This is a genomic window from Halobacteriovorax sp. RT-2-3 (assembly GCF_047085075.1).
Taxonomy (GTDB): domain Bacteria; phylum Bdellovibrionota; class Bacteriovoracia; order Bacteriovoracales; family Bacteriovoracaceae; genus Halobacteriovorax_A.
The window spans coordinates 403082-428556 of record NZ_JBKIYF010000001.1; the positions used below are offsets into that span (position 1 = coordinate 403082).

Here is a 25475-nt window from a genome sequence, read left to right on the forward strand (position 1 = left end):
ACGATTTTAATAGCTTGCAACTCGTCAAAAAGGCCCATAAAATATTACAAATAAGGAAATATATTATGATAAAAATAGGATTAGAGCGTCTAAGAGATGACGCAAGTTTACAAAATAAAATTACAGGAAATATTGCATTACTTTGTCACAGCGCAAGCGTCGATACAAACTTCAAGGTTGCCCCAATTATTTTCAAGGAAATTTTTGGAGATCGATTCAAAAAATTATTTGGCCCTCAACACGGTTTCGTTAGTGACGTACAAGACAATATGGTTGAGACTGATCACTACACTCACCCATTCTTTGGTGTGCCAGTTTACTCACTTTATAGTGAAACAAGAAAGCCGACTTCTGAGATGCTTGAAGGTATTGATACTTTTGTTGTGGATCTTCAAGACGTTGGAACACGTGTCTACACTTATATTACAACAGTTACATATCTACTTGAAGAATGTTCAAAGCACGGTATTAAGGTCGTTATCCTTGATCGTCCTAATCCTGTGGGACTTGAAAAGATAGAAGGAAATATATTAGAAACTGAGTATAAGTCATTTGTAGGTGCACTAGAAATTCCACAACGCCATGGACTTTCAATGGGAGAATACGCACTCTTGGCCAAAAAGAAGCTAGGTATTAACGTTGAACTTGATATTATCGAAGTTGAAGGGCTAACAAGAGCAATGTTTTGGAAAGACACAGGACTTGCCTGGGTTAATCCATCTCCAAACCTACCAACACCTGAAGGATCACTTACATTTTGCGGAACCGTTCTTTATGAAGGAACAAACTTAAGTGAAGGACGAGGAACAACTCGCTCCCTTGAAGTTGTTGGCCACCCAGCAATAGAAGCCTACTCTTTTGTAGACTCACTTAAAGAGACACTTAATGAAATTGATAACGGAAGCTTTATTCTACGTCCGGTAAACTTCATGCCGACTTTTAATAAACATGCAGGAAATGCATGTGGCGGAGTTCACATTCACGTGACGAATGAAAAAGAATTCAATTCATGGCAAGTTTCTCAATATCTTTGTCGTGAGTTTAAGCGCGCCCTAGGAGACAAATTCCAGTGGGATGCTAAAGACTATGAATATGCGTTTGGCAAGCTGGCCATTGATCTTATTAACGGAAGTGAATTTGTCAAAGACTGGGTAGAGCGTCTAGGTAGCATGAGTGAACTTCGTGAGTTTGAAATTAAAAATCATAAAGAGTACTTAGAAGAAATTGAATCAATAAAAATTTATAAATAAAAATGGCCTCTTTCGAGGCCTTTTTTATTAATTATAAGTTTTCATCTGACCAGACTTAAAACGTGTAATATAATCATCCGCTTTCGCTTTAAGAAGATTTGAGAAACAAACCATTCCGATAATATTAGGAAACGCGATTGAAAGAAGCATTAAGTCTGCAAAGTCTAGTACGTGACCAATTTCAAGAACAGGACCTAATATAATAATAAATACGTAACAAAGACGATAGAACTTCACACTTTTAAAACCAATCCATTTTTCAAATAGAAATAAAGTTGCTCTCTCACCATAATAAGACCAAGAGATAACTGTCGAGTAAGCAAAAACACAAATGGCCATTAATAAACAATAAGGTGCCCAATCACCAAGAGTCGCAAAAGCATATGCCGTCATCTCTACACCTTTACCTGCAACACTAGGTTCAATGTGAGCGTTAGTAACAAGAAGAGTTAGGGCAGTAATTGTACAAACAATATGAGTATCAATAACTGGCCCAATCATCGCAACAACACCTTCTCTAACAGGCTCACTTGTTTTGGCCGCAGAGTGGGCAATGGCAGCTGATCCAAGCCCCGCCTCATTTGAAAAAGATGCTCTTTGAATCCCTACAAGCATAACAGCGAAAGCACCGCCAAAAACAGCGTCAGGTGTCATTGCCTCTCTAAAGATCATCGAAAACATATGAGGAATATTACTATAATTTGAAAGAATAATTGCGAGACAAGTAAAAACATAGAATGCGCACATTATTGGAACTAGCTTTGAAGTAACCGTTCCGATTTTTTTGATCCCACCAATAAGAACAACACCTGCTAAGAATGCAAGGATAATCCCTACGATCCACGGTGAAGTACCAGGGTGCTGATCGGCAATAATTTTGAAAGTTTGGTTTGCTTGAAATAAGTTACCGCCACCAAATGATGCTCCAATAGTCATTATGGCATAAAAGATACCTAGGAACTTCCCTACCCAAATGAGCTTAGTTTTCTTAAACATTTCAGTTAAGTAAACCATTGGCCCACCTAACATATCTCCATTTGAAGTCTTATGCTTAAACATTTGCCCAAATGTAGAAGAAGCAAATTTCATCGACATCCCAAAAAAGGCGATAATCCATAGCCAAAGCACAACTCCTGGACCACCTTTACCAATGGCAAGAGCAACACCTGCAATATTACCAAGACCAACAGTTGCTGAAAGTGCGGATGTTAGCGCTTGGAAGTGAGTAATATCCCCTTCATCCTCAGGGTTGTCATACTTTCCACGAATTACATCAATAGCGTGCTTAAAAAGTCGAATATTAATAAATCCAAGTCTTATCGTGAAGAATACACCACCAAAGACCATGACGAACAAGATTAATGGCATATCAATAATTGGAATATTCCAAAAAAGAAATGGATAGTATTTTCCATTTATGACACCAAAAATATTATTCACTTTATCTTGTAGATCAAGCTCGCTTTGAGCGTAGTCTTGGGCGTAGGTACTTAGGGTGATGATAGAAAAAATAATCCCCATCAACGTGCGAGACATTGCGATTTTAATCATTAAACAATCCTTTGTTTTAGTTTACTCTCTCAAAATTCGTATGCGTTTTTTATTGTGTCACAGTAAATTTTATAGAAACTTTATTGATCTTGTCACCTTTTTTATTTTCGGGCCCATTAAAATCGTGTATTCTTATTTCTTATAAAGATTTAAAAGGAGTAAAAAGTGAGTAAGTTACCAACGCTTGAAGAAGCGATTGAAATCGTAAAACCACTTGTTAAGTATTCAACAATTGATAATCAAAAACATATCGATCTAACAGTTGCTACGGCCGATAAGAGATTTATTAGCCAACAGGCGCTAATGGTTATTAAGACTTCAATCGAAGCAGGCCAAGCAGATGAAAAAGAAGTGAACGCTCGCCTAGGGCTTTAATCTTCAAATCAGTGCAGATTCTTGTCTAAGTCATGAAAAAGACCTACAGGAATCTGCGAAACTGAACCCACTCGCTTATTTTCTATACACCCTTGTAAGCCTTACACCAAACAAAGAATCCCAACCGCTTAAGTGCTAGAATAAACCTATGAAAGCACTACTACTAGCTCTATTCATTTCAACTCATACACTAGCGGCCATTCCACTAAGTGGAGATGATGAGAGATCAATTAACAATATCTCTAAGATGGCCATGCAGAATGTGCAGCTTAAAGAGATGACAAAAAAGCTAAATCTAGCAATTTTTGAATATGCAAAAGTTAGAGACCTAGCTGATCAGGACTACGCTTTAGAGTTAAATAATATTGCATCTGAGTTAACTCATTTAAATGACCACACAAGTGAGCTTTCACCAGAGTATTTAAAAGCATTAGAAGAAGATATTGAATATATCCATCAAGATTTAATCGAGATGAGATAACCCCTCCCCCCAAAGAAATAATAAGACAAAAAAAGACCGAATTAATTCGGTCTTTTTTTAATCAGCTCTTAAAAATTTTTGATAAATTAATCGATAGTCTTTACCAGAGTGATCACTAATGAAGATTTCACTTTGTTCGATGGCCATCCCGTAATAACGAGAGTCCTTATTGATATCGAAACGATACTGATAAGAACGATAAAGGTAGTATTTAGAGTCGTTGTGCTTTGTATAGATACCTACATCAAATCGATCATCAGAAATGACATTATAAACGTAATACTGAGATCCAACTAATTGCTGAACTTTCGGTGGCGCACCGATATTATTGAGCGTGTAATCACATAGTGACGCCATATAGAGATTATTTTCTGTTGGAATTTTAGTGATAAAATTCTTAACAACACCCTTCGTCCCCTTGAAAGTTGGAGTTGTATTGTAGTCATTAGGCACTTCAATATAAACACCGATATTTGAAATATCTCTTATCGTTGGGTCCCCATAAACTTTTTGACGACGAGAAAATATAAAGTCTTCTGAAAATACACCACGTAAAATATTATCGTGATACTCTTCAAGTCCTTCACACATTCTAGTTAGTCGAGTTAAACTAACTTCACTTAAGGCCACATTCGATATCTGCAACGCCTCACCCGCACGGATTACACCACGATCATTTTGTTCATCCTTTCCATAATCTTCACAAGAAGATAAAGTTAAAACAAAAAATATAGGCCATAGTAAAACGACAAAAAGGCTCTTAAACATCAAATTCTCCAATAAAATAGATCGTTATATTATTCTAACGAATAAAAAGAAATTGAGTTCTGTTAATTTCTTACAATTAATCAATCGATAATGCGATAGTCGGCTTCAATCACATCTTTATCACTAGCTGGGCCTGTACCAGATTGATTTTGACCTGAGCGATAAGAGGTATGTTCATGTTGTTGGTATTTTTGAGTCGTCGGCTTAGAACCAGACAAAACGCCAGTGTTTCTAAGAATCTTTCTTATCTGAATAAAGATAAAATAAAAAATGGCGGCCTTAATTAATGCTGCAAACATGCTTAAAATCTAGCATAAAAGTAGCAAAAATATCATTAAAAATCTTAACTACGTGAAATTATTTTGTTATAGTGTGAGCGATTTCGAAATTATTATTTAAGCAGTAGGTATCATATGACAGAAAAACTGAATCTAGTTCACTGGGCCGACATGACGGCAGACCGCATCATTCGTCAACACGGCGACAAAAACGACTATGTAGTCGCAAGTGGGATCACACCATCTGGTGTTGTTCACTTTGGTAACTTTAGAGAAGTAATCACAACTGACCTTGTTGCTCGAGGCCTTCGTGCTCGCGGCAAGAATGTTCGCTTTATTTTCTCATGGGATGATTACGATACATTTAGAAAGATCCCAGCAAATCTACCAAAACAAGACGAATTAGCTCAGTACTTATTCCAACCAATCGTTGATACTCCAGACCCATTTGGAGAGCACGAAAGTTATGCCGCTCACCACGAGCATAATTTCGAAGAGCAACTTAAGAAAGTTGGAGTTGAAGTAGAACCAATCTATCAAGCAAAGAAATACCGCGCTGGTGATTATAAAGACCAAATCAAACTTGCACTTAATAAGAGGTTTGAAATTCGTGATATTTTAAACCAACACAGAAAAGAGCCGTATGGTGATGATTACTATCCAGTATCTGTCTACTGTGAAAAATATAAAACAGATAAGACGACAATCCTTTCATGGGATGGCGAGAGTAAGTTGCGTTATAAGCACAATGAGCACGACTATCAAGGTGAAATTGATCTAAACACAACAAGTCTAGTGAAACTACCATGGCGTGTCGACTGGCCAATGAGATGGGCATTTGAAAAAGTTGACTTTGAACCAGGTGGTAAGGACCACTCTTCTCAAGGTGGATCTTTCACAACGGCCAAAGACATTGTAAAAATCTTTGATTGGGAAGCACCAATTTACCTTCAATACGATTTCGTATCAATTAAAGGTCTAGGTGGCAAAATGAGTTCATCAAAAGGTAACCTTGTTACAGTTAATGATATTCTAAAAGTATATGAGCCAGAAATGGTTCGTTGGATTTTTGCTTCTTATAAGACCAATGTAGATTTTGCGATCTCATTTGATTTAGATGTACTAAAGACTTATGAGGACTTTGATCGTCAAGAGCGTCTAGCTTATGGGCTTGAGCCAGGAAATGAGAAGAAAGTTGCAATGGCAAAGAGAGTTATTGAACTTTCTCAAATTGGAGAGCATCCAACAGAGTGCCCATTCCAACCATCTTTTAGACACCTTTGTAACGTTCTTCAAATTAATGATGGAAATATTGAAGCTGCACGTGCCTACTATGCTGATCAAATCAAAACTGAAAGAGACGAGAGACGCTTTAGAGAAAGAAGTACTTGTGCTCTTCATTGGCTACAAGAGAATGCTCCAGAAGAATTTAAATTTGCTATCAATAAAGAAGCAGTTGAAATGGAGCTAGAAAGTAATGTTCGTTCATACTTAGATAAACTTGTTTCACTATGTGAATCTGAATGGGATTCTATTGCAGACGATAAAGAATTCAATGATAAAATGTATGAGATTATGCACGAGCTAGAACTTAAGCCAGCAGATATCTTTGCACCGATCTATCAAAAACTAATTTCACGTGAAAAAGGCCCTAAGCTTGCTGGTTTCATCCGTACTATCGGGAAAGAGCGTGTAATTAAACTTCTTAAGTAAGAATACTTAAAAAATCTTTTTAAATACTAGGCCATCCTTAGCGATGGCCTTTATTTCAATTGGGTACTCTCTAAATTGTTTTAATCTTTTGGCCACTTCAAGGTCATTCTTTGATAATAAGCATAGTTTAAACTTTTTGCGATCAATATAGCATGAGCTTAAATGAGTATGTGCTATTTCGGCCTTTATAATCGCAAGGCCACACTTTCTGGCCTCACTCTCAAGTTCAAGCATTGTATTCATTATCGTTTTATAGTCAGAGACACTACGAGAAGAACCTTTAAATATCTTTGACTCGAGAATGATATTTCCTTCCAGATGAAAGCGAATCTGCATCACTTCCCTTTTAATTACTCCGTATAGTGCATATGAGTGTCTTAATAATTTCTTGTCCCAACGAGTAGGGCCACAAACCATTTGATCATTACAGTATACCTGCTGCCCCACAGTTTTTAGGTTGACGTACTCATTACTTAAGGCGTGAATTTTAACTCTTTCAAAGAAGCTCATTTCCATAAATAAGTTTTCGGTGAAGTTATAAATCAATGTGAATAAATCTTAAATATTGGTCACAATGGGAAAAATAGTGGCATTAGGGGCCCAAAAATCTTGATTTTTTGTAAAAACTCCTCGATTTAAATGTCATTTTTTGTGAAAAATCTCAGAATTTCTTACAATGGGCCTAAATATTGCGCCTCTAAATTATTGAAATTGTCACACTTCTTCTTTGTTCATAAAACATAATTAACAAAATAAAAAAAAACGTGAGGGGTTTTATTTATGAAAAAATTTTTAGTTGCTGCTGCTTTATTCGTTACATCTGCAATGGCCATGGCCGAAACTTGTCATGTTGATATGGTTGCCAGAAATGGTCGCTCAATCGATAAATTCTCATCTTATGATTATGATTTTGAAGCCGCTTGCCGCCAGGCCCTTAGGCAATGTACACGCGAACAAGATAGAAGATCATATGATCCAGTTGTTTCAAGAGCGACTTGTAATGTAACTTCAAGAAGGCCAGTTCCACCACCACACCAGAGAAAAGAAGTTTGTTCATTCAACTTAGTTAACACACAAAACGGAAGAGTTGTTGATACATTTACAGCTCAAGCAAATAACGAGCACCAAGCTTGTCGTAAAGCAGATGATAAGTGTTTTGATGCAAGATACACGAAGCAAAACCCATGGAAATTCTCATGTGAAAAAATCCGTGGAGGTTCAAGACCAACACCAAGACCAAACCCAACTGTAACAAGATTTTGTACAGTAGATAGAATCGCAAATGGATCAATATCAGGACGTGTCGTACAAACTTATACGTCAAGTGCAACTGCAATGTCAGCATACGAAGCTGAAAGCCGTGCTTGTCAAAAAGCAACAAGTGACTGTGCAATGGATGCCAGATATAGCCAACGTCGTGATACTTGTATGAGAAGATACTAATTATCCAATTTTTATAGAAAATCTAATACTCCATTAGATTTTGGTTGTAGCAGAGGGCGCCTTTTCCAGGGCGCCCTCTTTGCGTTTTGGGCGTAATTTGATATGATGCCAATCATAAAAGTGAGGTATCAAATGACAAATAATGTCTATAGTAATCGTCGTAAACAACTTCTAAATATGATGGATGATGGAATTGCCATTATCGCTTCAGCTAAATATGCACATAAAAGTAATGATACGGAATTTCCATTTCGCCAAAACTCAAACTTTCGTTACCTAACTGGATTAACGGAAGCAGATAGTGCACTAATTCTTTCTAAAAAGAATGGTGTTGAAAAACAAATTATCTTCGTTCGTCCAAAAGATGAAATTGCTGAAATGTGGGCCGGAAAAAGACTTGGGCCACATAAAGCAAGTGAACTTTTAGGAACAGATGAAGGTCACTCAATTGAAGATCTTGATAAGAAATTAGAAGAACTTCTTCCTGGACACAAAAGCCTATACGTTCACCTAAGTGAGCGCACAGATATCGCTGACAAAGCTAGAAAAATTGCGGCCTCTTTATTTAGCAAAAAAAGAGCACAACAAGAATTGCCACCAGAGACATTTAAGAATGTTGGGCATTTAATTGAGAAAATGAGATTCATCAAAGATGAAACTGAAATCGCACAAATGAGAGAGGCCATGATTGTTACAGATCGCGCCCATCGTGCGGCAATGGCCCTTGCAAACCCAGGTGTTTCAGAGCAGGAAGTAAACGCCCTGATGACTTACCTTTTCATGAAAGGACCAACTCAAGGAAGTGCTTACGATAATATTATTGCAGGTGGAAATAATGCTAACTGCCTTCACTATATTAAAAACGATGAAATTCTAAATGCAGGAGATCTGCTTTTAATTGATGCTGGTAGTGAGTTAAATGGTTATGCGACAGATATCACTAGAACTTTCCCTGTAAGTGGAAAGTATACTGGAATTCAAAAAGAAGTTTATAATATTGTTTTAGAATCACAATTAGCGGCCATTGAATTATCAAAGCCAGGCAACAACGCTACAATTCTTCATAACAAAGTTAGTGAGATTCTAACTCAAGGACTAATTGATCTTAAGGTTCTTGAAGGAAGTGTTAGCTCAAATATTGAACAATCGAATCACAGAAAGTTCTTCCCACACGGAACAGGACACTGGTTAGGTCTCGATGTTCACGATCAAAACCCATACCTAGTTGATGGAACAAGTGATCCGATGCCATTTACTAAAGGCTGTATCTTCACTATTGAGCCAGGACTTTACTTCTCAAATGAATTCACAAATATTCCAGAAGAACTAAAAGGAATAGGAATTAGAATTGAAGACAATATTCTAATTACAGATAATGGACATGAGAACCTATCTCACATGATCCCTAAAACTGTTGAAGAAGTTGAAGAAGCTTGTGCAAAAGATGTAAAGGACTTCCTACTGTAATGAAAACGACAAATCTTCTTTTAGTTACACTATTTATTTTCTTAGGTGCTTCATGTGCTACTAATGATAGACGAGATGATGAAATTCATCTCGTTCATTGGAATATTAAAGAACTAGACAACACAAAACTTAGTAAAAAAAATGATCAGCTAACAAGTGTTAAGAATATTCTGGAAAAGCTAGACTTTGATGCCATTAGTGTAAATGAGATCCAATACGATCTACCAAATGGAAAAAACCTAGAAAAACTTTTAGGACAATTAAAAGAAGATACGAGTGAATTTGCCTTTAGCTTCACTCAGGCCAACACAGGAAATAAAGCAAAGAAAGTTAATGGCAAGTATTCAAAAGATAGAAAGAATGCCGATCAAGTTAACTACGGCCTATTTCCTGGACAGTACTCAACTGGTTTTGCCTCAAAGCATCCAATCAAAGAGGAAATTATTGTAAAAGATCTTCAGTGGAAAGAGTTTAACCCGGCCGCTGACTTTTCAAAATTTCGTGATGGTGCAGGAAAAAAACTGCCTAAAGAAATGGAACTTTTTGATAAGAGCTTCACTCACCTAGTTGTTGAAGTGGCCGATCAAGATGTACACATCATTCTTCTTCACACTGTTCCAAGTTATCACTTTGGAAACCGCCAAACTCCAAACTATGAAAGAAATCGCGATCAACTGCGATTTCTAGAGTGGTATGTAACGGGAGCAACAAACTTCAATGTAAAACTTCCAAAGAAGTATGCACACTTAAAACCAATTCATAAAGAAGATCGAGTCATCATCATGGGTGATTTCAACACTTCAATCTATATGAATAATCCAGGTTCTGTTGTTCTTAGAAGATTATTTAATCACCTAAATCCTTGGCTTAAAAACCCAGGGCCAACAAATGAAAGACAAACATTTGCAGCTAACCGCAACCCTCTAACACTAGACTATATTGCTTACAGAGGCTTAAAGCTTATCGATTCAGGTATTTATAATCCTGAAACACTTGTGAATAAAGGCAATGTATTTTGCACGCCACCAAGTCAGCTGCCAAAGTATATGGTTAAAGGATTAGATAAGCGTGTAAGTTGTATCGATGACGATGCAATTGAGCTTAAGAAGGCAAGCGACCACTTCCCTATCTGGGCAACGTTTAGACTTTAAAAGAAGGGCCAAGCTAAAGCTTGGCCTTAAATATTTTGTGAGTAATATAATTATCAAACATTAGACAGTAAAGTATCTTAAACCTGGCGATTTAGAATAAAGCCACCAATAAGCTCAAGAGGCTTGATCGTTTCAGCTAAGCGCTCTTCATTGAACCCACGAGAAATTAATTCTGTGCGAATTTCGTGAAGGATATCATTAGCTTCATCAACAAGTGCTGTCGCTTCATTTTTAATATTAGAAACATTTTCTGAGATTTCTTCGAGATTAACGATATCCTTAAGCTCGCCACCTTTTTGATACTCATCCATCTTAAGAGGATTTGCCGCAAGATAGTCATAGACAACTGAGTTAACTAAATTCTGCTCTAGATCAAGGTGAGCATCCTTTAGGCTTTCTCCATCACTGAAATCAAGTGTGTCATCTACCATCTGGAAAGCAATTCCGATTAGGTGGCCAAAGCGTGCAGCTTTAGATGCAAGCTCTTCATCCTCTACACCAAGGTAAGCTCCAGACCAACAGCACCACCCCATAACAGAGGCCGTTTTATGAAAAGCAATTTTTTCAATAATTTCTTTCGAGTACTTACGAGAATCGAGAGCATCAGACTGAACCCATTCACCAATTGCAAGATCTTGAATTACCTGAGACATGCTTTGAAGAACTTTGATTGAGCCAATTTTAGAAAGGCTTAAGATAACGTCTGCTAGCAGATAATCTCCAGCAAGAACGGCCTTCTTATTTGATGCCTCAACATTAATTGAAGGATTCCCACGCCTTTGCGTTGCGCCATCAATAACATCATCATGAGCAAGTGAAGCAGCATGAACCATTTCAATTGCACGAGCACATATTGCGACATCCTCTTTTTCGTGCGCATTAAAAAAATCTGCCATTAGATATGTCAGCATAGGACGCAGGCGTTTTCCACCAGATAAAACAGTTTTAGCAAGAACTTCCTTAATTGCTTTAAGGCAGTTTTCGGACTTAATTTCTAGGTCAATATTGACCGCTTTCTCTAAAATTTGTGGAGGGATGCTTTCAAAAAATTCGTTCATAGTTTTTTCCGTTTTAATAGTAATACCACTTGTCGAAAGGGGCCGTAAATGATTAATATAACGCAAATACTATTGATAAACACTGCACTGCAGAAGGACTGATTAAATATGAGCAATAAAGAGCTTGCGACAAGAAAAACAAAGTCATTTGAAATCTTTGATAAAATTGCCGGAACATACGATTTACTAAATCACATCCTTTCATTTGGTATCGATATCTACTGGCGTAAGGTGGTTATTGCCAACCTTCCAAAGAGAGAAAAACTTCAGTGTCTAGATCTTGCTTGTGGAACTGGAGATTTAACAATTGCACTTGCTCGTGCAAAAAATGTTGAAAGCGTAACAGGTATCGACTTATCAAAAGGTATGATCGAAATTGGAAAGAAGAAAATTGTTGCTAAGAAATTAGATAAAAAAGCCAAAATGCATATTGGCGACGGTGTTGAAATCCCAGCGGCCGATGAAACATTTGATGTAACAAGTGTAAGCTTTGGTATTAGAAATTTCCCAGACTTCAAAAAATCATTACAAAATATGTACAGAGTGATTCGTCCAGGTGGAAGAAGCTTTGTTTTAGAATTTTCTATTCCAAAGAACTTTCTTTTTCGTGGGATCTACTTCTTCTACTTTAGATACTTACTTCCATTTGTTGGAAACCTAATCTCTAAGCATAAAGATGCTTATACCTATCTAAATCAAACAGTAGAAGATTTTCCATATGGACAAGAGTTTGCAGACGAGATGACAAAAGCAGGTTTTAAAAACGTTAGATTTATTACTCTTACATTTGGGATAGCCACTCTTTACATTGGAGAGAAGTAATTGCGTTTATCTGCTAACAACCTCCAAATTGATATCATCAACGCCCTGATTAAACTTGATTGTTCAAGTGAAGATTTAATCAAGGGTAGTGAATATAGTCTTGTAAAGTTTGAGGCCGGGTTTAATAATATCTCATCTATTATTGACCTCTTTCAAACTTCAAAAAAGTTTTACTTTCTAAACAAAGACAAAGATACAGAGTTTCTGGCCCTTGGTTCTTGGCGTGACTTTAGCTCCCTTTACCACTACGAAGATATTGAGAGGCTAATTGAGTCTCATGATTTTCTTAAAATTTGTGGTGCTCAAAGATTTAAAGCTGAAGCAGATTCGCTTGAGTGGCATGGACTTGAAGACTGCTCGTACTTTGTTCCTAAGGTCTTAATCGAGACGACACCTCAGGGTGTTGATATCAATGTAATTCTTCCAAACTCATTCTTTGCGGATGAGCAAAATAAGAAAGAGGCCCTTCATGAATTGGCCATTACCCTTGATCCAAATCCTAGGCATATGCATAGTGATTACAATCATATAACAAAGAATATTTCTGAGACGAGTAAGAATCAGTGGAGCAAAATAGTTGAAGCCGCAGTTTCTAAGATTAATCGTTCACAAATTTCTAAGATAGTTCTTTCTAGAAAACTTAAGGTTTCATTTAAGAACCCTATCAGTTCATATGAACAATTTAAGACACTAAAAGAAAACAATAGCTACAATAGCTATAATATCTTATTTCAATTTTCAGCACACCAATGCTTCTACAGTGTAACACCAGAGACTCTATTTAAGCTTGATGGCAGAAAAGTTCTGATCGACAGTATTGCAGGAACGACGAAAAGAGGCGCCAATAAGCAAGAAGATGACACGCTAGAGGCAAATCTGCTATCTAATACAAAAGAGCTTGAAGAACACAGACATGTTTCAAGTTATATTGAAGAGACGCTAGCTAATTTGGCGAGTGATATTGAAATTACTAAAAAAGAACAAATTCTAAAACTTAAATATATTCAGCATATTCATACGAAGTACGAAGCGACTTTGAATGATAGTGCTAAACGCAGTGATCTAATCACTAAACTGCACCCTACACCTGCAGTTGCGGGGCTTCCAAAGCCACTTGCAATTAATCTTATTAGTGAACTAGAAACTAATTCTCGCGGGCTCTACGCTGCCCCAATTGGTTATTTTTCAAAAGACAAAACTGAGCTTGCAGTTGGTCTAAGGTGTGCACTTGTGGATAAAACAGACCTACATATTTATGCTGGTTGTGGAATCGTTAAAGATTCTTCGGCGGAAAAAGAATGGAATGAAACCACAAACAAAATGAAAAACTTCACTGAAGTTATCAAGGCCAAATCATGGACAAATTTCCAGTAACTGAAAATCTTTCAAGACTTTGGGCATCAATCATTGTTGATGAATTAGCAAAGAATTCAATCACGCAATTCTACGCGGCTCCAGGAATGAGAAATGCACCAGTTCTTGCCGCTGCTCACTATCATGAGCTTGTTGACACATATTCATACTTTGATGAAAGAGCACTAAGCTACAGGGCCCTAGGGCGATCTAAAGTCTCAGACTCGATTCCCCTGCTTACATGTACATCGGGAACGGCCATGGCCAATTTTGCGCCGGCAATTATCGAGGCAAATAAATCAGGGCTACCATTAATAATATTAACAGCTGATAGACCTAGTGAATTAGTTAAAACGGATTCAAATCAAACAATAGATCAATTAAGTGTTATTGCTGATCACACTTGTTATAATTTAAGTCTTGAGGCACCAAATGAAGCGCTAAGTGCTACGAGACTTAGAACTCTAATTTCAACGGCCATAGGACGCGCAAAAATCAATAAGAGGCCTGTACACATTAACCTTCCTCTTAGAGAGCCACTTGACTCAACACCAATGCCTATTTCAAAAGAGTATCTTGAAAAAGCGCTAGAGAGTTTTAATAATAACGGTGCCAAGGTGATCTCAAGCGCTTATCAAACTTACCAAATGGAGTTTGAACTAGGACAAAAACTAGTTGAGGCAAAGAATGTCTTACTTGTTATTGGAAAACTTGATGGAAAAAAAGATCTTGAGCATTACCAAGACGCGCTAATGAAAATCAAGGTGCCAAAGTATCTTGATATCACAAGTGGACTAAAGTACCAGTTTTGTCTCGAAGACTATCTGACACCAAACTTTGATCATCCAGAAGTTTTGGATGTTTATGAACAAAGTCCACCGGAGATTATCATTCATATCGGTGGCCGCTTAGTTTCAAAGCATTATTATAATTTCTTAGAAAGAAATAAGTGTGAACTTATTCATGTAACAAATGTGGATTTTGATCACGACCCAGGATTTTCAAACACATATAAAATTATTTGTGATCCACTTTCGTTTTTAAATGGACTCGTAAAACTTGAACTGAATCAAGCACCACCAGTTATGTGGCATGATTTCGTGGAAAGAAAGAGGGCCGTTATCGAAGAAGAAGAGCTGACTCAACCTTTTATCTCTAAGAATATTATTGAAAATATTGATGAAAACTATGATCTTCTTGTAGGTAATTCAACAATTGTCAGAAGCTTTGATAACTTTGTATCAAGTAATTACAGATCAAATGTAAATGTCTTCACTAACCGTGGCGTTAGTGGGATTGAAGGGTTTGTTGCAACTTTAGTTGGACTAAGTGATGAGAATGATAAACCAAAGCTACTAGTTCTTGGCGACATTTCATTCAAGCATGATCTAAACTCTCTATATATGCTAGAAGAAGCTGCCAAGGCCGGAAAAAACCTAAGTGTTATTATTATTAATAACTTTCAAGGCGATATTTTTAATCTTCTACCTATTGCTAAAGAGAAGGAGTTTCTTCCTCTTTTAACGACTCCACACAACGATCGCTTTGATCGCTTAATAAAAGCATTTGATGGCCTATCATATGAGTGCTGTGAAACGAAAGATGACTTCAATAAACTTGTGACAAAGGCCCTAAGTTCTAAAGGGGTCAATATTATAGAGGCCATAACAAATAATGAGTCAAATATGGCACTCTTTAAAAAATTAAAAACAGTAAAAAGGTAAAAGAATGAGTCAACTTGTAAAAGGCTTTATCATTGCAGCAAGGCCAAAGACATTACCAGCGGGAGCTTCACCAGTAATACTAGCGACAGCACATGCTTTTTTTGACCAAGGCGAGATTAGCTGGATTATTTTTGTTATTACTCTGCTTTGTACATTACTTTTACAAATCTCATCAAATCTAATCAATGACTACTATGACACTCAGACTGGTGTTGATACGCAAGAGCGCCTCGGTCCAGAGCGTGTCACAAACACCGGCCTAATAGAGCCGCAAACAGTTAAAAAATTCTTTATTGGAACGTTGGCCTTAGCATTTCTTCTCGGAATCTTTCTGATGAATGTTGGGGGTATGCCCATTGTTATTCTAGGTCTGGCCTCAATCGCTGGTGCATATCATTACACAGGAGGGCCATTTCCTCTGTCACACTATGGAATGGGAGAACTACTTGCTCTTATCTTCTTCGGAAATATTGCAGTTTGTGGAACTTACTACCTTCAGACTTCAACGATTAACGACGCAGTCATACTGCTGAGTCTTTTTCCTGGCCTTTTAAGTGCTGCTATCATGGCCATTAATAATGCACGTGATATTGAAAGTGATGCTATTGCAAAAAAGATGACTCTTGGTGTTCTACTGAATCGTGCACTCAAAAAGAAAGCGTCAAGCTGGCTTCCATTATTTTTTGTTGCTCAAGCCTTTATCATTCTATGTGCCCACTCATACCTAGTTCTAAATCAAGGACAATCACTTGCTTTTATGATGGTGTTTCTAATTATAACTCTCATTTTTTTAAAGACATGGACTTTCTTAATTAAAAATGGGCCATCTCCAGCTTATAACGATAGTCTTGCTCGAACAGGTAAGTATCTATTTATTACATCACTTATCTATAGTGGAATCTTGTGGCTAAGCTAATTCTTAGACCTATATACAAAGAAGTTCACAATATGCGCTTAGCACTTAAGGCGCGAGCAAAAGAGTATAAGAAAATCGATTACTTTGAAGTTGAAGTATATATTGAAGAGGAAGTATTCACTTCTTATATTACTCAGTTTGCTTTCTTTTATGAAAACCAAGAACTTGAGCATGAGTACGAAATTGACTATCCTCTCGAGCAATTTCTAAATGGGGACTTATTTGAAGCACCTCTTATTGATGCCAAAGATATTCCAAATAACGTTATTCTTGCTTTTGAGTATGCCCTCATAAAATATTATCGTAAGAAAAACTTCAAGCAAGACAATCACGAAGATTACTTTAGTAAAAATAATAGCGTTAAAATCAATTTACTATTTCAGAAAGGATTAGACTTAAAGTTTGGCACCTCTGATATTTTAAAATATAAAATTTCGACTAACTCTAATACCCATGAAGTTATCACAGACCTTAATTCACTTGCAGCAAAAGGAGTTAAGTTACGCCTTGATGGCAATAGATCCCTTGATAGCTCAGTCTTAGAAAGTATTCTCTATAACCTCGATTCAAATACAATTGATGCCATCGAATATATTGAAGAACCATTTAGTGACCTTGGGCTTTGGGCCCAAAGTCTATGGAGTGATAAGATCACTCTAGCTCTTGATGAAAGCTTTGAATTTCAATTTAGGGACTCAATACCAGAGGAAGTAAGTCATTTAGTTCTAAAGTTTGGTGTCAACATAAGTGTCTTTGAATTCTTCCAGTTAAGACGTGATAAAAGAAATTGGCAAATTATCGTCACAAGTGGCTTTGAGTGTCCTAAATTATTTAACTTTATTATTCATCTTGCAGCTTTAGAAAATAATGCCGCAGGCCTTTCTACGTTCAACTTCTACGAAAATGGGTTAAAATTATTCAAAGAATTTCAACCTCAAAAGAGTTTGCTAATTGCAAGGCCTCTTTAATCTTTGTGTTGAAGATTATTAACAAATTTTAAGGAGAAGTTATGTTTAAAGTACTTGGTCTAACTGCATTGTTAGTTATGGGATCTTGTTCATCATTCAAAACTGGTGAGTCATGTGATCGCTCACAAAAGAGTTGTTGCGCTAAGAAGAAAAAAGACTGCAAAGACTCGAAAAAATGTGATGGAAAATCATGTGATCGCAAAGACAAGAAGGGAAAAAAGGCCCATAAGTCACACTCTTAATAATCGATTCTATCGATCATGTAATAGAGGGCCTGCACATTTTGCAGGCCTTTTTTTTATCCTAATTCGAGTTATAATATTTGCAGGAAAAAGGAGTTTTTCATGAAAAAAATTATCTCTCTACTTGCCCTGTCTACACTAGTTTTATTTAGCGCCTCGTGCTCTTCGAACTCAACTCGTGATGTCGCTTCTGAGCGAAAAGACTGTAAGGAAACATCAGTTCCTGACTACGAACAATATTACGAGAATTACGAAGACTGCAATAAGCTTTAAAAAACAGCAAAGGCAAAATTATATTGTAAGTAATTCACACTTAACACAATTCTGTTTTTACAGTTTGTCACTTAATTGATACATCTCTCTTATTAAATCGCCAATTTATATGTCATTTTGATAAGAGAGAGTAGACAATGTTTAAAAAATCCCTACTAGTTTCACTATTACTACTTAGTAGTATTACTGCCCAAGCCTACGACTTCAATGTTCGTGCCTTCATGGTTTTAGACCTAATGACACTTGAGAAGATCGGTGGCAACAGCACTCGTGCTGAAATGGGTTATGGTACTGCTGATATTAAAGTTTACTTTAACCACGAGCAGTGGAGTGCAAAGTTCAAACTTGATATTGATGCAACTGAAGAAGCTGGGACAACTGTTGATCTAATGGAAGAGGCCCTACTTACTTACCGTTTCAATAGTAATTGGAAACTAACAGGTGGTAAGGGTAAAGTTCCTTTCTACACAATGCACTTTGGTATCACTGAAAGAAACCTAATGGACGGTGGATACCTTACGCAAACATACTCTGGGATGAGAGCTGGATACTTTAAAAGAAAGTATCTTCTAACTCTACGCTACGGTGGATGGAGACAAGGTCAAATTCACGATGTGACTTTCTTTGGTTCAAACCAACAAGTAAGACGTGACAGAGACAATCAATCAATTCCATACCTTGGTGGAGATCCGACGTCTGAGCTTTCTTATGATACAGAAAGAACTTTTAACACAAACTTTCAAAGAGGTTTTGCTTATAAAGGTCGCTATATCCCTTCTCAAAATCATGAGATCATCGTAGGTGCTTTCACTTATTGGCGCGATATCGATCCAGAAGCAGATCACGGTTATTCTGTAGCATACCAATATGAAAATAATAGCTGGGCATTTTGGACAGAAGGTCTTTTTGGTTACTTCTCAAAGCATCCAAACGATCGCTACGCAACTCTTAAGCAAGAGACTTACAATGCTCAAGCTGGCTTTCTTTATAAGATCGATGACAAGTGGGCCGCGGGGATTAACGCTGAGTACTCATTTGTTTACGACCTAGCACACGATGCTTCAGACTACCCTACGGGAACTGATGGGTTTGGACAGTCGAGATATAACGATGGAAATGTAAGTAGAACAACGATCTACAAACTTGATATCGGTGCTCAGTACAAGCTATCAAAGAAAGTACAACTTAATGGTGGTTTCCTTGTTGAGCGCCAACTAAGAGAAGAAACAAATACATCAACAGATGGTAACGCGGACGAGACGAACGGATACGCAATTAACTTCTCACTAAGTACTTGGCTTTAGGCCCAGTACTTAGAGCTTAAAAGTTTTACTTATTTAAGTTATCTTAACTAACAATCAATACGATACATCTCCTAAAATGAATTAATTTAGGAGGTGTTTCGTGGCCATCGAACAATTTATCATAATTTTATTTATTGGTGCTATCTCAGGCTGGCTAGCTGGAAGTCTCTATCGCGGAGAAACCTTTGGCCTTGTGGGCAATATCATCGTGGGTATCATGGGCTCCTTCGTAGGAAGCTTCACATTCCATCTGGTTGGCTTTGCAGGCTATGGCCTTATTGGAAGTATCGTTATTTCCACCATCGGCGCTATCGTCTTTCTAGCGACTCTCCAGCTCTTGCAAAAACTATGAACAAAAGTTAATGCGAACAAGGCAATTATCTGTAGACTAATCGCAGGCCTGTGACTAAAATACGCCACATGGGCCTAATGTTTATATTTCCAGTATCAAAAGAAGAAAAAGATCGTATCACAATCAATGAAGAGGGTTTAACTCTTAAAACCTATGGACTACCAATGGTTTTCTGGGGCTATCTTCTAGCAGCGGCAACAGTTGTCTTTGCAATGTTCATTGGTGTTAAAGGTCCAATGGTTAAGCTTTACAACACAGGTGATAGTATCAATCAGGCACTTGTAATTGCAGTTGCGGCCACTCTATTTCTAATCCCATTTATTACGCTATGTTTTTATATGTATGAGAAATTCATCGTTAAGCAAGATGATAAGCTTGTACTAAAGCATAGACTGTTCTTTATTCCAATTTATAAGAAGACTTATAAACTAGAATCAAAGGATGCCTTTTCAATCGATCACTTTATGGACTCTCCAAATGTGGCAAAAATGAAGCAAGATCCTACAATGCGTGGATTTGAAAACAAAGGTTACTTCCAGCTTTTTGCAAAGCTTGAAGATGGAAAGTATATTTTTGTTGATCGCTCAAATAGAAAAGCAGACCTGAAAAAGATTCAGGCCCTGCTGTCGGAATTTTAATTTTTAATCGTCTTTAGAATTTTTATCGTCTTCTTCTTTGTAGTTTTGACGAATTGTTTTAGGACGGCGTCCGCCACCTAGGCGCTTTTCTTTAGAGTTGTCGCGTCCATCACGCTCCCAGTGGTTTTTCCATTCCTCTTTCTTAGAGTTCTTTTCTTCCCACTTAGCTTGACGCTCAGTCATTACTTTCTCAACTTCATCTTTCTTTCTAACTTTAAAGTTTCCAGATTGCTTAAGCTTTGAAAGTTTATCATTAACAACTTTTTTATTCTTAGCTTCGCGCTTTGCCTCAACACCAGCTTTAGAGTGTCCAGACATATCCACAGTAACTTCACCATTTACGATTGTCTGACATGACATACGCTCTTTAGTGATGTGAAAAACATTACCGATAAGCTTTTTTTCAACTTCTGTTGGTTCATTAAGATTATCTGCACCGGCCATTACACGAACGATACAATCTGTACAAGTTCCGTGTCCGCCACAACTAGAGTTAACATAAACTCCATTCTTTTTTAGATGCTCTAATAGAGACATCTCATCATCAACATAGATTGTCTCATTTGATGGAGTAAGAGTAACTTTGAACATTTTAAGCCTTCATTATTTTTATTGAGCTAGATAAAGAAGGATTAAACCGTCTTCTTAATCTTATTCTCAATGGTTTCTAAAATTTTTCCTTTAAGAGGCTTTAGCATAAAAGATAGGTCAAGATCAACCAGACAGTAAGATTCTTCAAACTTTAGCTTCAATTCAAAGCCTTTTCCTTTAGCTTGCATGGAAAAATTACCATCATCAGTCGTCACATCAGCTTTTACATTGAATTTTGCGACGTATTCAGGTGTTACGGCCTGCTTACCTAGATTGTAGGCTTCTTCTTGAGATGAAGCTTGGCTATAGTCTACTTTTAAACTCATTACAATAATCCTTATTTTACTACTTTGTCCCTGTTGAGCCGAAACCTCCAGCTCCTCTTTCAGTATCAGATAACTCATCCACGGCCGAAATTCTGGCCTGCCAAACCGGGGCCATAACCATCTGAGCAATTCGCTCACCATGCTTAATGATGAAATCCTCTTTTCCAAAATTTCCAAGAATGATCTTAACTTCTCCGCGGTAATCACAATCGATTGTCCCAGGTGAGTTAACAACAAGTAGGTCAGTCTTAAATGATAGTCCCGAACGTGGCCTAATTTGAACTTCATACCCGTGAGGGATCTCAAAACTAAGTCCTGTTGGAACTAAGACACGAGCACCTGGAGCAATCACAAGGCTATCTTTGTTCTCAAGATGAGCACGAAGATCCGCACCTGCAGCTCCAGTTGTTTCATATTGTGGAAGATCGAAGCTAGAGTCGTAATGCTCTAGCTTCTTTACTTTTAAATCAACTACTCTATCGATCATAAAAATCCTGATCTAACTAGTCTTTTTTCTCACCACGAGGCTTTCTGTCACCTCTTGGCTTTCTGTCATCACGACGAGGGCGACGATCACCTCTATCACCATCTCTTGATTCACGTGGCTCGCGCTTTGGTGCATCTTTTTGAGCTTCTGCTTCAGTTTTACCATCACGACGAGTTAGTGCTTCAACAGCTTTGATTGAAAGCTTTGCACGTCCCATTTTATCAATTTCAAGAACCTTGATCTTAACTTCTTGACCTTCTTCTAGGTAGTCAGCTGCATCAGTGATTCTATCTTCAGCGATTTCAGAGATGTGAACAAGTCCACCAACACCAGCAGCGATATCAACAAATGCACCGTAGTCTTTAAGAGAAGCAACTTTTGCTTCGTAAACTTTACCAACTTCTGGTCCATTAAGTTGTAGGCCAACAAGTGCCATACACTCATCAATCATCTCTTGATTAGTTGAGATGAATTTAGTTGTTCCATCTTCATCAATCTCGATAGTAAGTTCGAAATCTTCTTGAAGCTTCTTAATATTCTTCCCACCAGGACCAATAAGGCCACCGATTTGGTCTTGCTTAATTTGCATAGACTTCATTACAGGAACACCCTCTTTAAGAGTCTTTCTTTCAACAGAAATAGTCTTTGCCATCTCTTCTAGGATGTGAAGACGTCCTTCTCTTGCTTGTGCCATTGCACTTTCAACGATCTCTTTAGTAAGACCTGTAATTTTGATATCCATTTGAATTGCAGTAATACCTTCAGTAGTACCAGCAACTTTAAAGTCCATATCACCTAGGTGATCTTCGTCACCAAGGATATCTGTAAGAATCTTGAATCTTTCACCATCAGTTACTAGACCCATAGCGATCCCTGCAACAGGAGCAGTTAGAGGAACACCAGCATCCATAAGTGCCATTGAACCTGAACATACAGAACCCATTGAAGAAGAACCGTTAGACTCTAAAACCTCACATACAAGACGAGTTGTATATGGGAAGTCTGTTGGGATAACTGCTTTAAGAGCACGCTCAGCTAGGTTTCCGTGACCTTGCTCACGACGTCCAACACCACGTACACCACGTGCCTCACCTACTGAATATGGAGGGAAGTTATAGTGTAGATAGAATTGATCTTCTGAAGTACCAATAATACGGTCACTCATTTGAGCACCTTTGCTACCACCTAGAGTAACAGCGGCCATAACCTGAGTCTCTCCACGTGTGAATAGAGATGATCCGTGTGGAACTTTAAGTACATCAATCTCAGTTTCGATTTCACGTACTTCAGCAAGTCCACGACCAGCAATACGCTTATCTTCATTTAAGATATCTCCACGAAGCATTTCATACATTAGTTCATCTACACCTTTGTATGCTTCTTTTCCGAATGCATCGTTTTCAGTTAGACCAAAAGCTTCTGGTGCGTCTGCCATTGCAGCTTTAACTTGAGCTTCAATAGCTTTAACAGCTTTTTGTCTTTCTAGCTTATCAGTAATCTTAAGCGCCTCACGAGCTGTTGCTGTGTAGTCTGCTCTGATCTTTTCAAGCATAGTATTGTTTGCAGCTGCTGATACGAATTCACGCTTAGCTCTACCAACTTCTTTTTGAATATCTTTAAGGAATGCAACAAAGCCTTCGATTTCTTTTTGACCAAAAAAGATTGCATCTAGAACATCTTGCTCAGGAGCGACTTTCGCTTCCCCTTCAACCATAAGGATTGCATTGTCACTTGCTGCAACAACGATTTCCATATCAGACTCTGCCCATTTGTCATGGTCAGGGTTGATAACAAATTCACCACCGATACGACCAACTTTACAAGTACCAATTGGACCTTCAAATGGGATATCAGAAATAGTTAGAGCTGCTGATGCACCAAGTGCAGCAAGAACCTCTGGGTCACCTTCTGGTGAGTAAGAGATTACAGTTGCAGAAATAACTGTATCAAACATATATCCGTGTGGGAAAAGAGGTCTTAGTGGCCTATCAATTAGACGAGCATTTAAAGTCTCACCAACTGAAGGACGACCTTCTCTTTTTAAGAATCCACCAAGGAACTTCCCTGCTGAATAGAATTTTTCTGTGTATTCAACTAGAAGTGGGAAAAAGTCTTGTCCGTCTTTTACTTCTGTTGCAGATGTAGCAGTAACTAGAACTTGTGTACCACCACTAGATACGATAACTGATGCGTCAGCTTGTTTTGCCATACGACCAGTTTCAATTGTAACTTCCTTACCACCAAAGTTGTAAGTAAACTCTCGTTTGTTGTTTAACATAAATAACTCCATTTATATTTTTGAATGTCTATATTTAGAAATGTGTTAGTTGGAATGTATGTGAGAAGAAATCCAAAGAATATGAAAATCTAAAACCACTGAGATCAGCGTGTTTTTAAATTTTAATATCCCTTAAATCTCAAACTCTCCTCTTAACCATTTCCGTACTAAAATTTTAACTGCTTAAATAAAAAAAAGGAAGCATAAAGCTTCCTTTCTTTTGCCTTGATATATAAAGCTTACTTTCTTAGACCAAGTTTCTTAATTAGTGCTTTGTAGTTTTCTTCGTTGTTTGTAGCAACATACTTAAGAAGACGACGACGACGTCCAATCATCTTAAGAAGACCACGGTTTGAAGAATAGTCGTGAATGTGTGCACCAAAGTGTGTCTTAAGGTTGTTGATTCTTGTTGTAAGAATTGCAACTTGAACCGCTGCACAACCACTGTCTTTTTCACCTGCACCAAATTCTTTACCAAATTCTGCTACGATGCTTGCTGTTTCTGCATTTGAAATCATATTTTTCTCCTAAAACTTACCCAAAACCGAGCAAGGAAGTTATTTTCCAGGCCAAGAAAGGGGCGCTATAATTTTGAGCATACTAACGTATTATTTCACTCATGTAAACCTTTAAATTCTCGAGCAAACGGGCCTCAATTTGGCGAATTCGCTCACGAGAAACCCCATAATCATCTGCGATGGCCTGTAGAGAGCGCGGAGCATCATTTAGAAGCCTTTCGCGAAAGATTTCCTGGTCACGAGGCTTTAGGCCTTGGATAAAATGATCCAGATTATCTTGTAATAATTTCAAGGATTGTTGGAACTCGATATCTTCGGCAAAATCACCAGAATCAGGCAGTAGGTCTCCCATGGTCGAAGACGACTCTCCAACTGGAGTATCAATACTAACTTCGGAGCCGCCTTCACCCAGGCGCATATCCATCAGGGCCACGGCCTTTTCACTAACATCAAGGTTCTGGGCAATAGTCTTATGATCAGGCTTAATCCCTTGGGCCTCGAGACGCTCTTTTTCACGCATCAGGTTATAAAACAACTTCTTTTGTTCATTTGTTGAACCAAGTTTAACTAACTTAAAGTTATCGAGAATAAATTTTAGAATGTAAGATTTAATCCACCAAGAAGCATAATATGAAAGCTTTGCGCCTTTATCTGGTTCAAATAATGAGACGGCCTTCATAAGGCCAATATTCCCTTCTTGAATCAAATCCATCACATTGGCGTGAGCACTTCGGTACTCCATAGCGATTTTGACAACTAGGCGAAGATTAGAAACAACGAGTTTCTTTGCCAAATCAATATCACCTGATTCACGAAATTGCTTAACCAGCAGCTTCTCTTGTTCAGGAGAAAGTAGCTCATAACGTGAGATATCTTTTAGATATTGGTTTAATTTATTATCTAGTTTTGAAGGAACAGGAAGATTTGAGGCCAGGGCCGGAAGAGTCTCTTGAATGAGCTCAACTTCTTCATCTATCGTAAGTTTTTTAGGACTGATATCAACATACTCGAGATCATCCTCGATTACTTCGACATCATTATCAAAAAGATCAGAATCCTCAACTGATGGGAGAACCTCAACATCATAATTAGGATCTGACTGATTGTTATTCTTATTATTGTTATTAATTTTTGCCATTAAGGCTATT

The 25475-nt window shown here is 37.6% G+C and carries 28 protein-coding genes; 17 read left to right on the top strand and 11 right to left on the bottom strand.

Going from position 1 to position 25475, the window contains the following annotated elements; genetic code table 11:
- The first annotated feature begins 65 nt into the window (after positions 1-65).
- Positions 66-1250 (top strand): exo-beta-N-acetylmuramidase NamZ domain-containing protein, encoded by a 1185-nt coding sequence (locus ACMAYX_RS01835; RefSeq protein WP_103217281.1) that lies wholly within the window; start codon positions 66-68, stop codon positions 1248-1250.
- A 27-nt stretch (positions 1251-1277) separates the two neighbouring features.
- On the opposite strand, the gene ACMAYX_RS01840 is transcribed toward ACMAYX_RS01835, so the two are convergent.
- Positions 1278-2801: an alanine/glycine:cation symporter family protein gene (locus ACMAYX_RS01840; protein ID WP_412471453.1), complete on the bottom strand. Its 1524-nt coding sequence runs from the start codon at positions 2799-2801 to the stop codon at positions 1278-1280.
- A 165-nt stretch (positions 2802-2966) separates the two neighbouring features.
- On the opposite strand from ACMAYX_RS01840, the gene ACMAYX_RS01845 reads away from it, so the two are divergent.
- Together ACMAYX_RS01845 and ACMAYX_RS01850 are read left to right on the top strand one after the other, a co-directional pair.
- Positions 2967-3176: a hypothetical protein gene (locus ACMAYX_RS01845; protein WP_103217283.1), complete on the top strand. Its 210-nt coding sequence runs from the start codon at positions 2967-2969 to the stop codon at positions 3174-3176.
- Positions 3177-3324: 148 nt separating this feature from the next.
- Positions 3325-3657 (top strand): hypothetical protein, encoded by a 333-nt coding sequence (locus tag ACMAYX_RS01850; RefSeq protein WP_103217284.1) that lies wholly within the window; start codon positions 3325-3327, stop codon positions 3655-3657.
- Between the two features lie 57 nt (positions 3658-3714).
- Here ACMAYX_RS01850 and ACMAYX_RS01855 read toward each other — a convergent pair whose 3' ends face one another.
- Together ACMAYX_RS01855 and ACMAYX_RS01860 are read right to left on the bottom strand one after the other, a co-directional pair.
- A complete protein-coding gene (locus tag ACMAYX_RS01855; protein ID WP_412471454.1) occupies positions 3715-4425 on the bottom strand; it encodes a hypothetical protein in 711 nt (236 codons plus the stop codon).
- Positions 4426-4505: 80 nt separating this feature from the next.
- Positions 4506-4724: a hypothetical protein gene (locus tag ACMAYX_RS01860; RefSeq protein WP_103217286.1), complete on the bottom strand. Its 219-nt coding sequence runs from the start codon at positions 4722-4724 to the stop codon at positions 4506-4508.
- A 114-nt stretch (positions 4725-4838) separates the two neighbouring features.
- Between ACMAYX_RS01860 and lysS the strand changes: the two genes are divergently transcribed.
- Positions 4839-6416 (top strand): lysine--tRNA ligase, encoded by a 1578-nt coding sequence (lysS, locus tag ACMAYX_RS01865; protein ID WP_412471455.1) that lies wholly within the window; start codon positions 4839-4841, stop codon positions 6414-6416.
- Between the two features lie 6 nt (positions 6417-6422).
- Here lysS and ACMAYX_RS01870 read toward each other — a convergent pair whose 3' ends face one another.
- Entirely contained in the window at positions 6423-6932 is a 510-nt protein-coding gene (locus tag ACMAYX_RS01870; protein ID WP_146037802.1) for a hypothetical protein, read from the bottom strand.
- 264 nt (positions 6933-7196) lie between these two features.
- Between ACMAYX_RS01870 and ACMAYX_RS01875 the strand changes: the two genes are divergently transcribed.
- The 3 genes from ACMAYX_RS01875 to ACMAYX_RS01885 all read left to right on the top strand — a co-directional run bounded on the left by ACMAYX_RS01875 (position 7197) and on the right by ACMAYX_RS01885 (position 10477).
- Positions 7197-7859, top strand: coding sequence for a hypothetical protein (locus ACMAYX_RS01875; RefSeq protein ID WP_103217289.1), 663 nt, complete (start codon positions 7197-7199; stop codon positions 7857-7859).
- Positions 7860-7991: 132 nt separating this feature from the next.
- Positions 7992-9326: an aminopeptidase P N-terminal domain-containing protein gene (locus tag ACMAYX_RS01880; RefSeq protein WP_158246821.1), complete on the top strand. Its 1335-nt coding sequence runs from the start codon at positions 7992-7994 to the stop codon at positions 9324-9326.
- Positions 9326-10477: a hypothetical protein gene (locus tag ACMAYX_RS01885; RefSeq protein ID WP_412470658.1), complete on the top strand. Its 1152-nt coding sequence runs from the start codon at positions 9326-9328 to the stop codon at positions 10475-10477. Before ACMAYX_RS01880 ends, ACMAYX_RS01885 begins: the two co-directional genes overlap by 1 nt.
- A 77-nt stretch (positions 10478-10554) precedes the next feature.
- Here ACMAYX_RS01885 and ACMAYX_RS01890 read toward each other — a convergent pair whose 3' ends face one another.
- Positions 10555-11535 carry a polyprenyl synthetase family protein gene (locus ACMAYX_RS01890; protein WP_412469583.1) on the bottom strand — a complete coding sequence of 327 codons (981 nt, stop codon included), beginning with the start codon at positions 11533-11535 and terminating at the stop codon, positions 10555-10557.
- 108 nt (positions 11536-11643) lie between these two features.
- Between ACMAYX_RS01890 and ubiE the strand changes: the two genes are divergently transcribed.
- The 10 genes from ubiE (at position 11644) to ACMAYX_RS01940 (ending at position 20127) form a co-directional block, all read left to right on the top strand.
- Positions 11644-12357, top strand: a complete 714-nt coding sequence (gene ubiE / locus ACMAYX_RS01895; protein WP_103217293.1) for a bifunctional demethylmenaquinone methyltransferase/2-methoxy-6-polyprenyl-1,4-benzoquinol methylase UbiE — start codon at positions 11644-11646, stop codon at positions 12355-12357.
- On the top strand, positions 12358-13731 hold the full coding sequence (locus ACMAYX_RS01900; RefSeq protein WP_412469584.1) for an isochorismate synthase MenF: 1374 nt from the start codon (positions 12358-12360) through the stop codon (positions 13729-13731).
- On the top strand, positions 13713-15434 hold the full coding sequence (gene menD, locus ACMAYX_RS01905) for a 2-succinyl-5-enolpyruvyl-6-hydroxy-3-cyclohexene-1-carboxylic-acid synthase (protein ID WP_412471456.1): 1722 nt from the start codon (positions 13713-13715) through the stop codon (positions 15432-15434). Before ACMAYX_RS01900 ends, menD begins: the two co-directional genes overlap by 19 nt.
- 4 nt (positions 15435-15438) lie before the next feature.
- On the top strand, positions 15439-16350 hold the full coding sequence (gene menA, locus ACMAYX_RS01910) for a 1,4-dihydroxy-2-naphthoate octaprenyltransferase (RefSeq protein ID WP_103217296.1): 912 nt from the start codon (positions 15439-15441) through the stop codon (positions 16348-16350).
- Positions 16338-17318 carry a hypothetical protein gene (locus tag ACMAYX_RS01915; RefSeq protein WP_392991860.1) on the top strand — a complete coding sequence of 327 codons (981 nt, stop codon included), beginning with the start codon at positions 16338-16340 and terminating at the stop codon, positions 17316-17318. The genes menA and ACMAYX_RS01915 overlap by 13 nt, the downstream gene beginning before the upstream one ends.
- Positions 17319-17359: 41 nt before the next feature.
- The gene (locus ACMAYX_RS01920; RefSeq protein ID WP_103217298.1) at positions 17360-17560 is read left to right on the top strand and encodes a hypothetical protein; all 201 of its coding nucleotides are present in this window, start codon (positions 17360-17362) and stop codon (positions 17558-17560) included.
- Between the two features lie 102 nt (positions 17561-17662).
- Positions 17663-17833 carry a hypothetical protein gene (locus tag ACMAYX_RS01925; RefSeq protein ID WP_158246822.1) on the top strand — a complete coding sequence of 57 codons (171 nt, stop codon included), beginning with the start codon at positions 17663-17665 and terminating at the stop codon, positions 17831-17833.
- Positions 17834-17970: 137 nt separating this feature from the next.
- Complete coding sequence (locus ACMAYX_RS01930; RefSeq protein WP_412469587.1) at positions 17971-19137, top strand: hypothetical protein; 1167 nt, start codon at positions 17971-17973, stop codon at positions 19135-19137.
- A gap of 100 nt (positions 19138-19237) precedes the next feature.
- A complete protein-coding gene (locus tag ACMAYX_RS01935) occupies positions 19238-19489 on the top strand; it encodes a GlsB/YeaQ/YmgE family stress response membrane protein (protein ID WP_103217300.1) in 252 nt (83 codons plus the stop codon).
- 77 nt (positions 19490-19566) lie between these two features.
- Positions 19567-20127, top strand: coding sequence for a hypothetical protein (locus ACMAYX_RS01940; protein WP_103217301.1), 561 nt, complete (start codon positions 19567-19569; stop codon positions 20125-20127).
- A gap of 3 nt (positions 20128-20130) precedes the next feature.
- Here ACMAYX_RS01940 and ACMAYX_RS01945 read toward each other — a convergent pair whose 3' ends face one another.
- The 6 genes from ACMAYX_RS01945 to ACMAYX_RS01970 form a co-directional block, all read right to left on the bottom strand.
- On the bottom strand, positions 20131-20718 hold the full coding sequence (locus tag ACMAYX_RS01945) for a 2Fe-2S iron-sulfur cluster-binding protein (protein ID WP_103217302.1): 588 nt from the start codon (positions 20716-20718) through the stop codon (positions 20131-20133).
- A 41-nt stretch (positions 20719-20759) separates the two neighbouring features.
- Positions 20760-21044, bottom strand: a complete 285-nt coding sequence (locus ACMAYX_RS01950; protein WP_412471457.1) for a hypothetical protein — start codon at positions 21042-21044, stop codon at positions 20760-20762.
- 19 nt (positions 21045-21063) lie between these two features.
- Positions 21064-21531 carry a dUTP diphosphatase gene (gene dut / locus ACMAYX_RS01955; RefSeq protein WP_103217304.1) on the bottom strand — a complete coding sequence of 156 codons (468 nt, stop codon included), beginning with the start codon at positions 21529-21531 and terminating at the stop codon, positions 21064-21066.
- 16 nt (positions 21532-21547) lie between these two features.
- Positions 21548-23809, bottom strand: coding sequence for a polyribonucleotide nucleotidyltransferase (gene pnp / locus ACMAYX_RS01960; RefSeq protein ID WP_103217305.1), 2262 nt, complete (start codon positions 23807-23809; stop codon positions 21548-21550).
- 239 nt (positions 23810-24048) lie between these two features.
- Positions 24049-24327: a 30S ribosomal protein S15 gene (gene rpsO / locus ACMAYX_RS01965; RefSeq protein ID WP_103217306.1), complete on the bottom strand. Its 279-nt coding sequence runs from the start codon at positions 24325-24327 to the stop codon at positions 24049-24051.
- An 82-nt stretch (positions 24328-24409) separates the two neighbouring features.
- Positions 24410-25465, bottom strand: coding sequence for an RNA polymerase factor sigma-32 (locus tag ACMAYX_RS01970; RefSeq protein ID WP_392991847.1), 1056 nt, complete (start codon positions 25463-25465; stop codon positions 24410-24412).
- Positions 25466-25475 lie beyond the last annotated feature (10 nt).

What these genes read in the sequence shown, in the direction of transcription:
- ACMAYX_RS01870 (WP_146037802.1), bottom strand. Translation starts at nt 6,932, where the DNA reads ATGGAAATGAGCTTCTTTGAAAGAGTTAAAATTCACGCCTTAAGTAAT.
- ACMAYX_RS01860 (WP_103217286.1), bottom strand. Translation starts at nt 4,724, where the DNA reads ATGTTTGCAGCATTAATTAAGGCCGCCATTTTTTATTTTATCTTTATT.
- ACMAYX_RS01840 (WP_412471453.1), bottom strand. Translation starts at nt 2,801, where the DNA reads ATGATTAAAATCGCAATGTCTCGCACGTTGATGGGGATTATTTTTTCT.
- menA (WP_103217296.1), top strand. Translation starts at nt 15,439, where the DNA reads ATGAGTCAACTTGTAAAAGGCTTTATCATTGCAGCAAGGCCAAAGACA.
- ACMAYX_RS01930 (WP_412469587.1), top strand. Translation starts at nt 17,971, where the DNA reads ATGTTTAAAAAATCCCTACTAGTTTCACTATTACTACTTAGTAGTATT.
- rpsO (WP_103217306.1), bottom strand. Translation starts at nt 24,327, where the DNA reads ATGATTTCAAATGCAGAAACAGCAAGCATCGTAGCAGAATTTGGTAAA.
- ubiE (WP_103217293.1), top strand. Translation starts at nt 11,644, where the DNA reads ATGAGCAATAAAGAGCTTGCGACAAGAAAAACAAAGTCATTTGAAATC.
- ACMAYX_RS01945 (WP_103217302.1), bottom strand. Translation starts at nt 20,718, where the DNA reads ATGTTCAAAGTTACTCTTACTCCATCAAATGAGACAATCTATGTTGAT.
- ACMAYX_RS01855 (WP_412471454.1), bottom strand. Translation starts at nt 4,425, where the DNA reads ATGTTTAAGAGCCTTTTTGTCGTTTTACTATGGCCTATATTTTTTGTT.
- menD (WP_412471456.1), top strand. Translation starts at nt 13,713, where the DNA reads ATGGACAAATTTCCAGTAACTGAAAATCTTTCAAGACTTTGGGCATCA.
- ACMAYX_RS01890 (WP_412469583.1), bottom strand. Translation starts at nt 11,535, where the DNA reads ATGAACGAATTTTTTGAAAGCATCCCTCCACAAATTTTAGAGAAAGCG.
- ACMAYX_RS01920 (WP_103217298.1), top strand. Translation starts at nt 17,360, where the DNA reads ATGTTTAAAGTACTTGGTCTAACTGCATTGTTAGTTATGGGATCTTGT.
- ACMAYX_RS01835 (WP_103217281.1), top strand. Translation starts at nt 66, where the DNA reads ATGATAAAAATAGGATTAGAGCGTCTAAGAGATGACGCAAGTTTACAA.
- ACMAYX_RS01885 (WP_412470658.1), top strand. Translation starts at nt 9,326, where the DNA reads ATGAAAACGACAAATCTTCTTTTAGTTACACTATTTATTTTCTTAGGT.
- dut (WP_103217304.1), bottom strand. Translation starts at nt 21,531, where the DNA reads ATGATCGATAGAGTAGTTGATTTAAAAGTAAAGAAGCTAGAGCATTAC.
- ACMAYX_RS01970 (WP_392991847.1), bottom strand. Translation starts at nt 25,465, where the DNA reads ATGGCAAAAATTAATAACAATAATAAGAATAACAATCAGTCAGATCCT.
- ACMAYX_RS01940 (WP_103217301.1), top strand. Translation starts at nt 19,567, where the DNA reads ATGTTTATATTTCCAGTATCAAAAGAAGAAAAAGATCGTATCACAATC.
- lysS (WP_412471455.1), top strand. Translation starts at nt 4,839, where the DNA reads ATGACAGAAAAACTGAATCTAGTTCACTGGGCCGACATGACGGCAGAC.
- pnp (WP_103217305.1), bottom strand. Translation starts at nt 23,809, where the DNA reads ATGTTAAACAACAAACGAGAGTTTACTTACAACTTTGGTGGTAAGGAA.
- ACMAYX_RS01880 (WP_158246821.1), top strand. Translation starts at nt 7,992, where the DNA reads ATGACAAATAATGTCTATAGTAATCGTCGTAAACAACTTCTAAATATG.
- ACMAYX_RS01850 (WP_103217284.1), top strand. Translation starts at nt 3,325, where the DNA reads ATGAAAGCACTACTACTAGCTCTATTCATTTCAACTCATACACTAGCG.
- ACMAYX_RS01950 (WP_412471457.1), bottom strand. Translation starts at nt 21,044, where the DNA reads ATGAGTTTAAAAGTAGACTATAGCCAAGCTTCATCTCAAGAAGAAGCC.
- ACMAYX_RS01875 (WP_103217289.1), top strand. Translation starts at nt 7,197, where the DNA reads ATGAAAAAATTTTTAGTTGCTGCTGCTTTATTCGTTACATCTGCAATG.
- ACMAYX_RS01925 (WP_158246822.1), top strand. Translation starts at nt 17,663, where the DNA reads ATGAAAAAAATTATCTCTCTACTTGCCCTGTCTACACTAGTTTTATTT.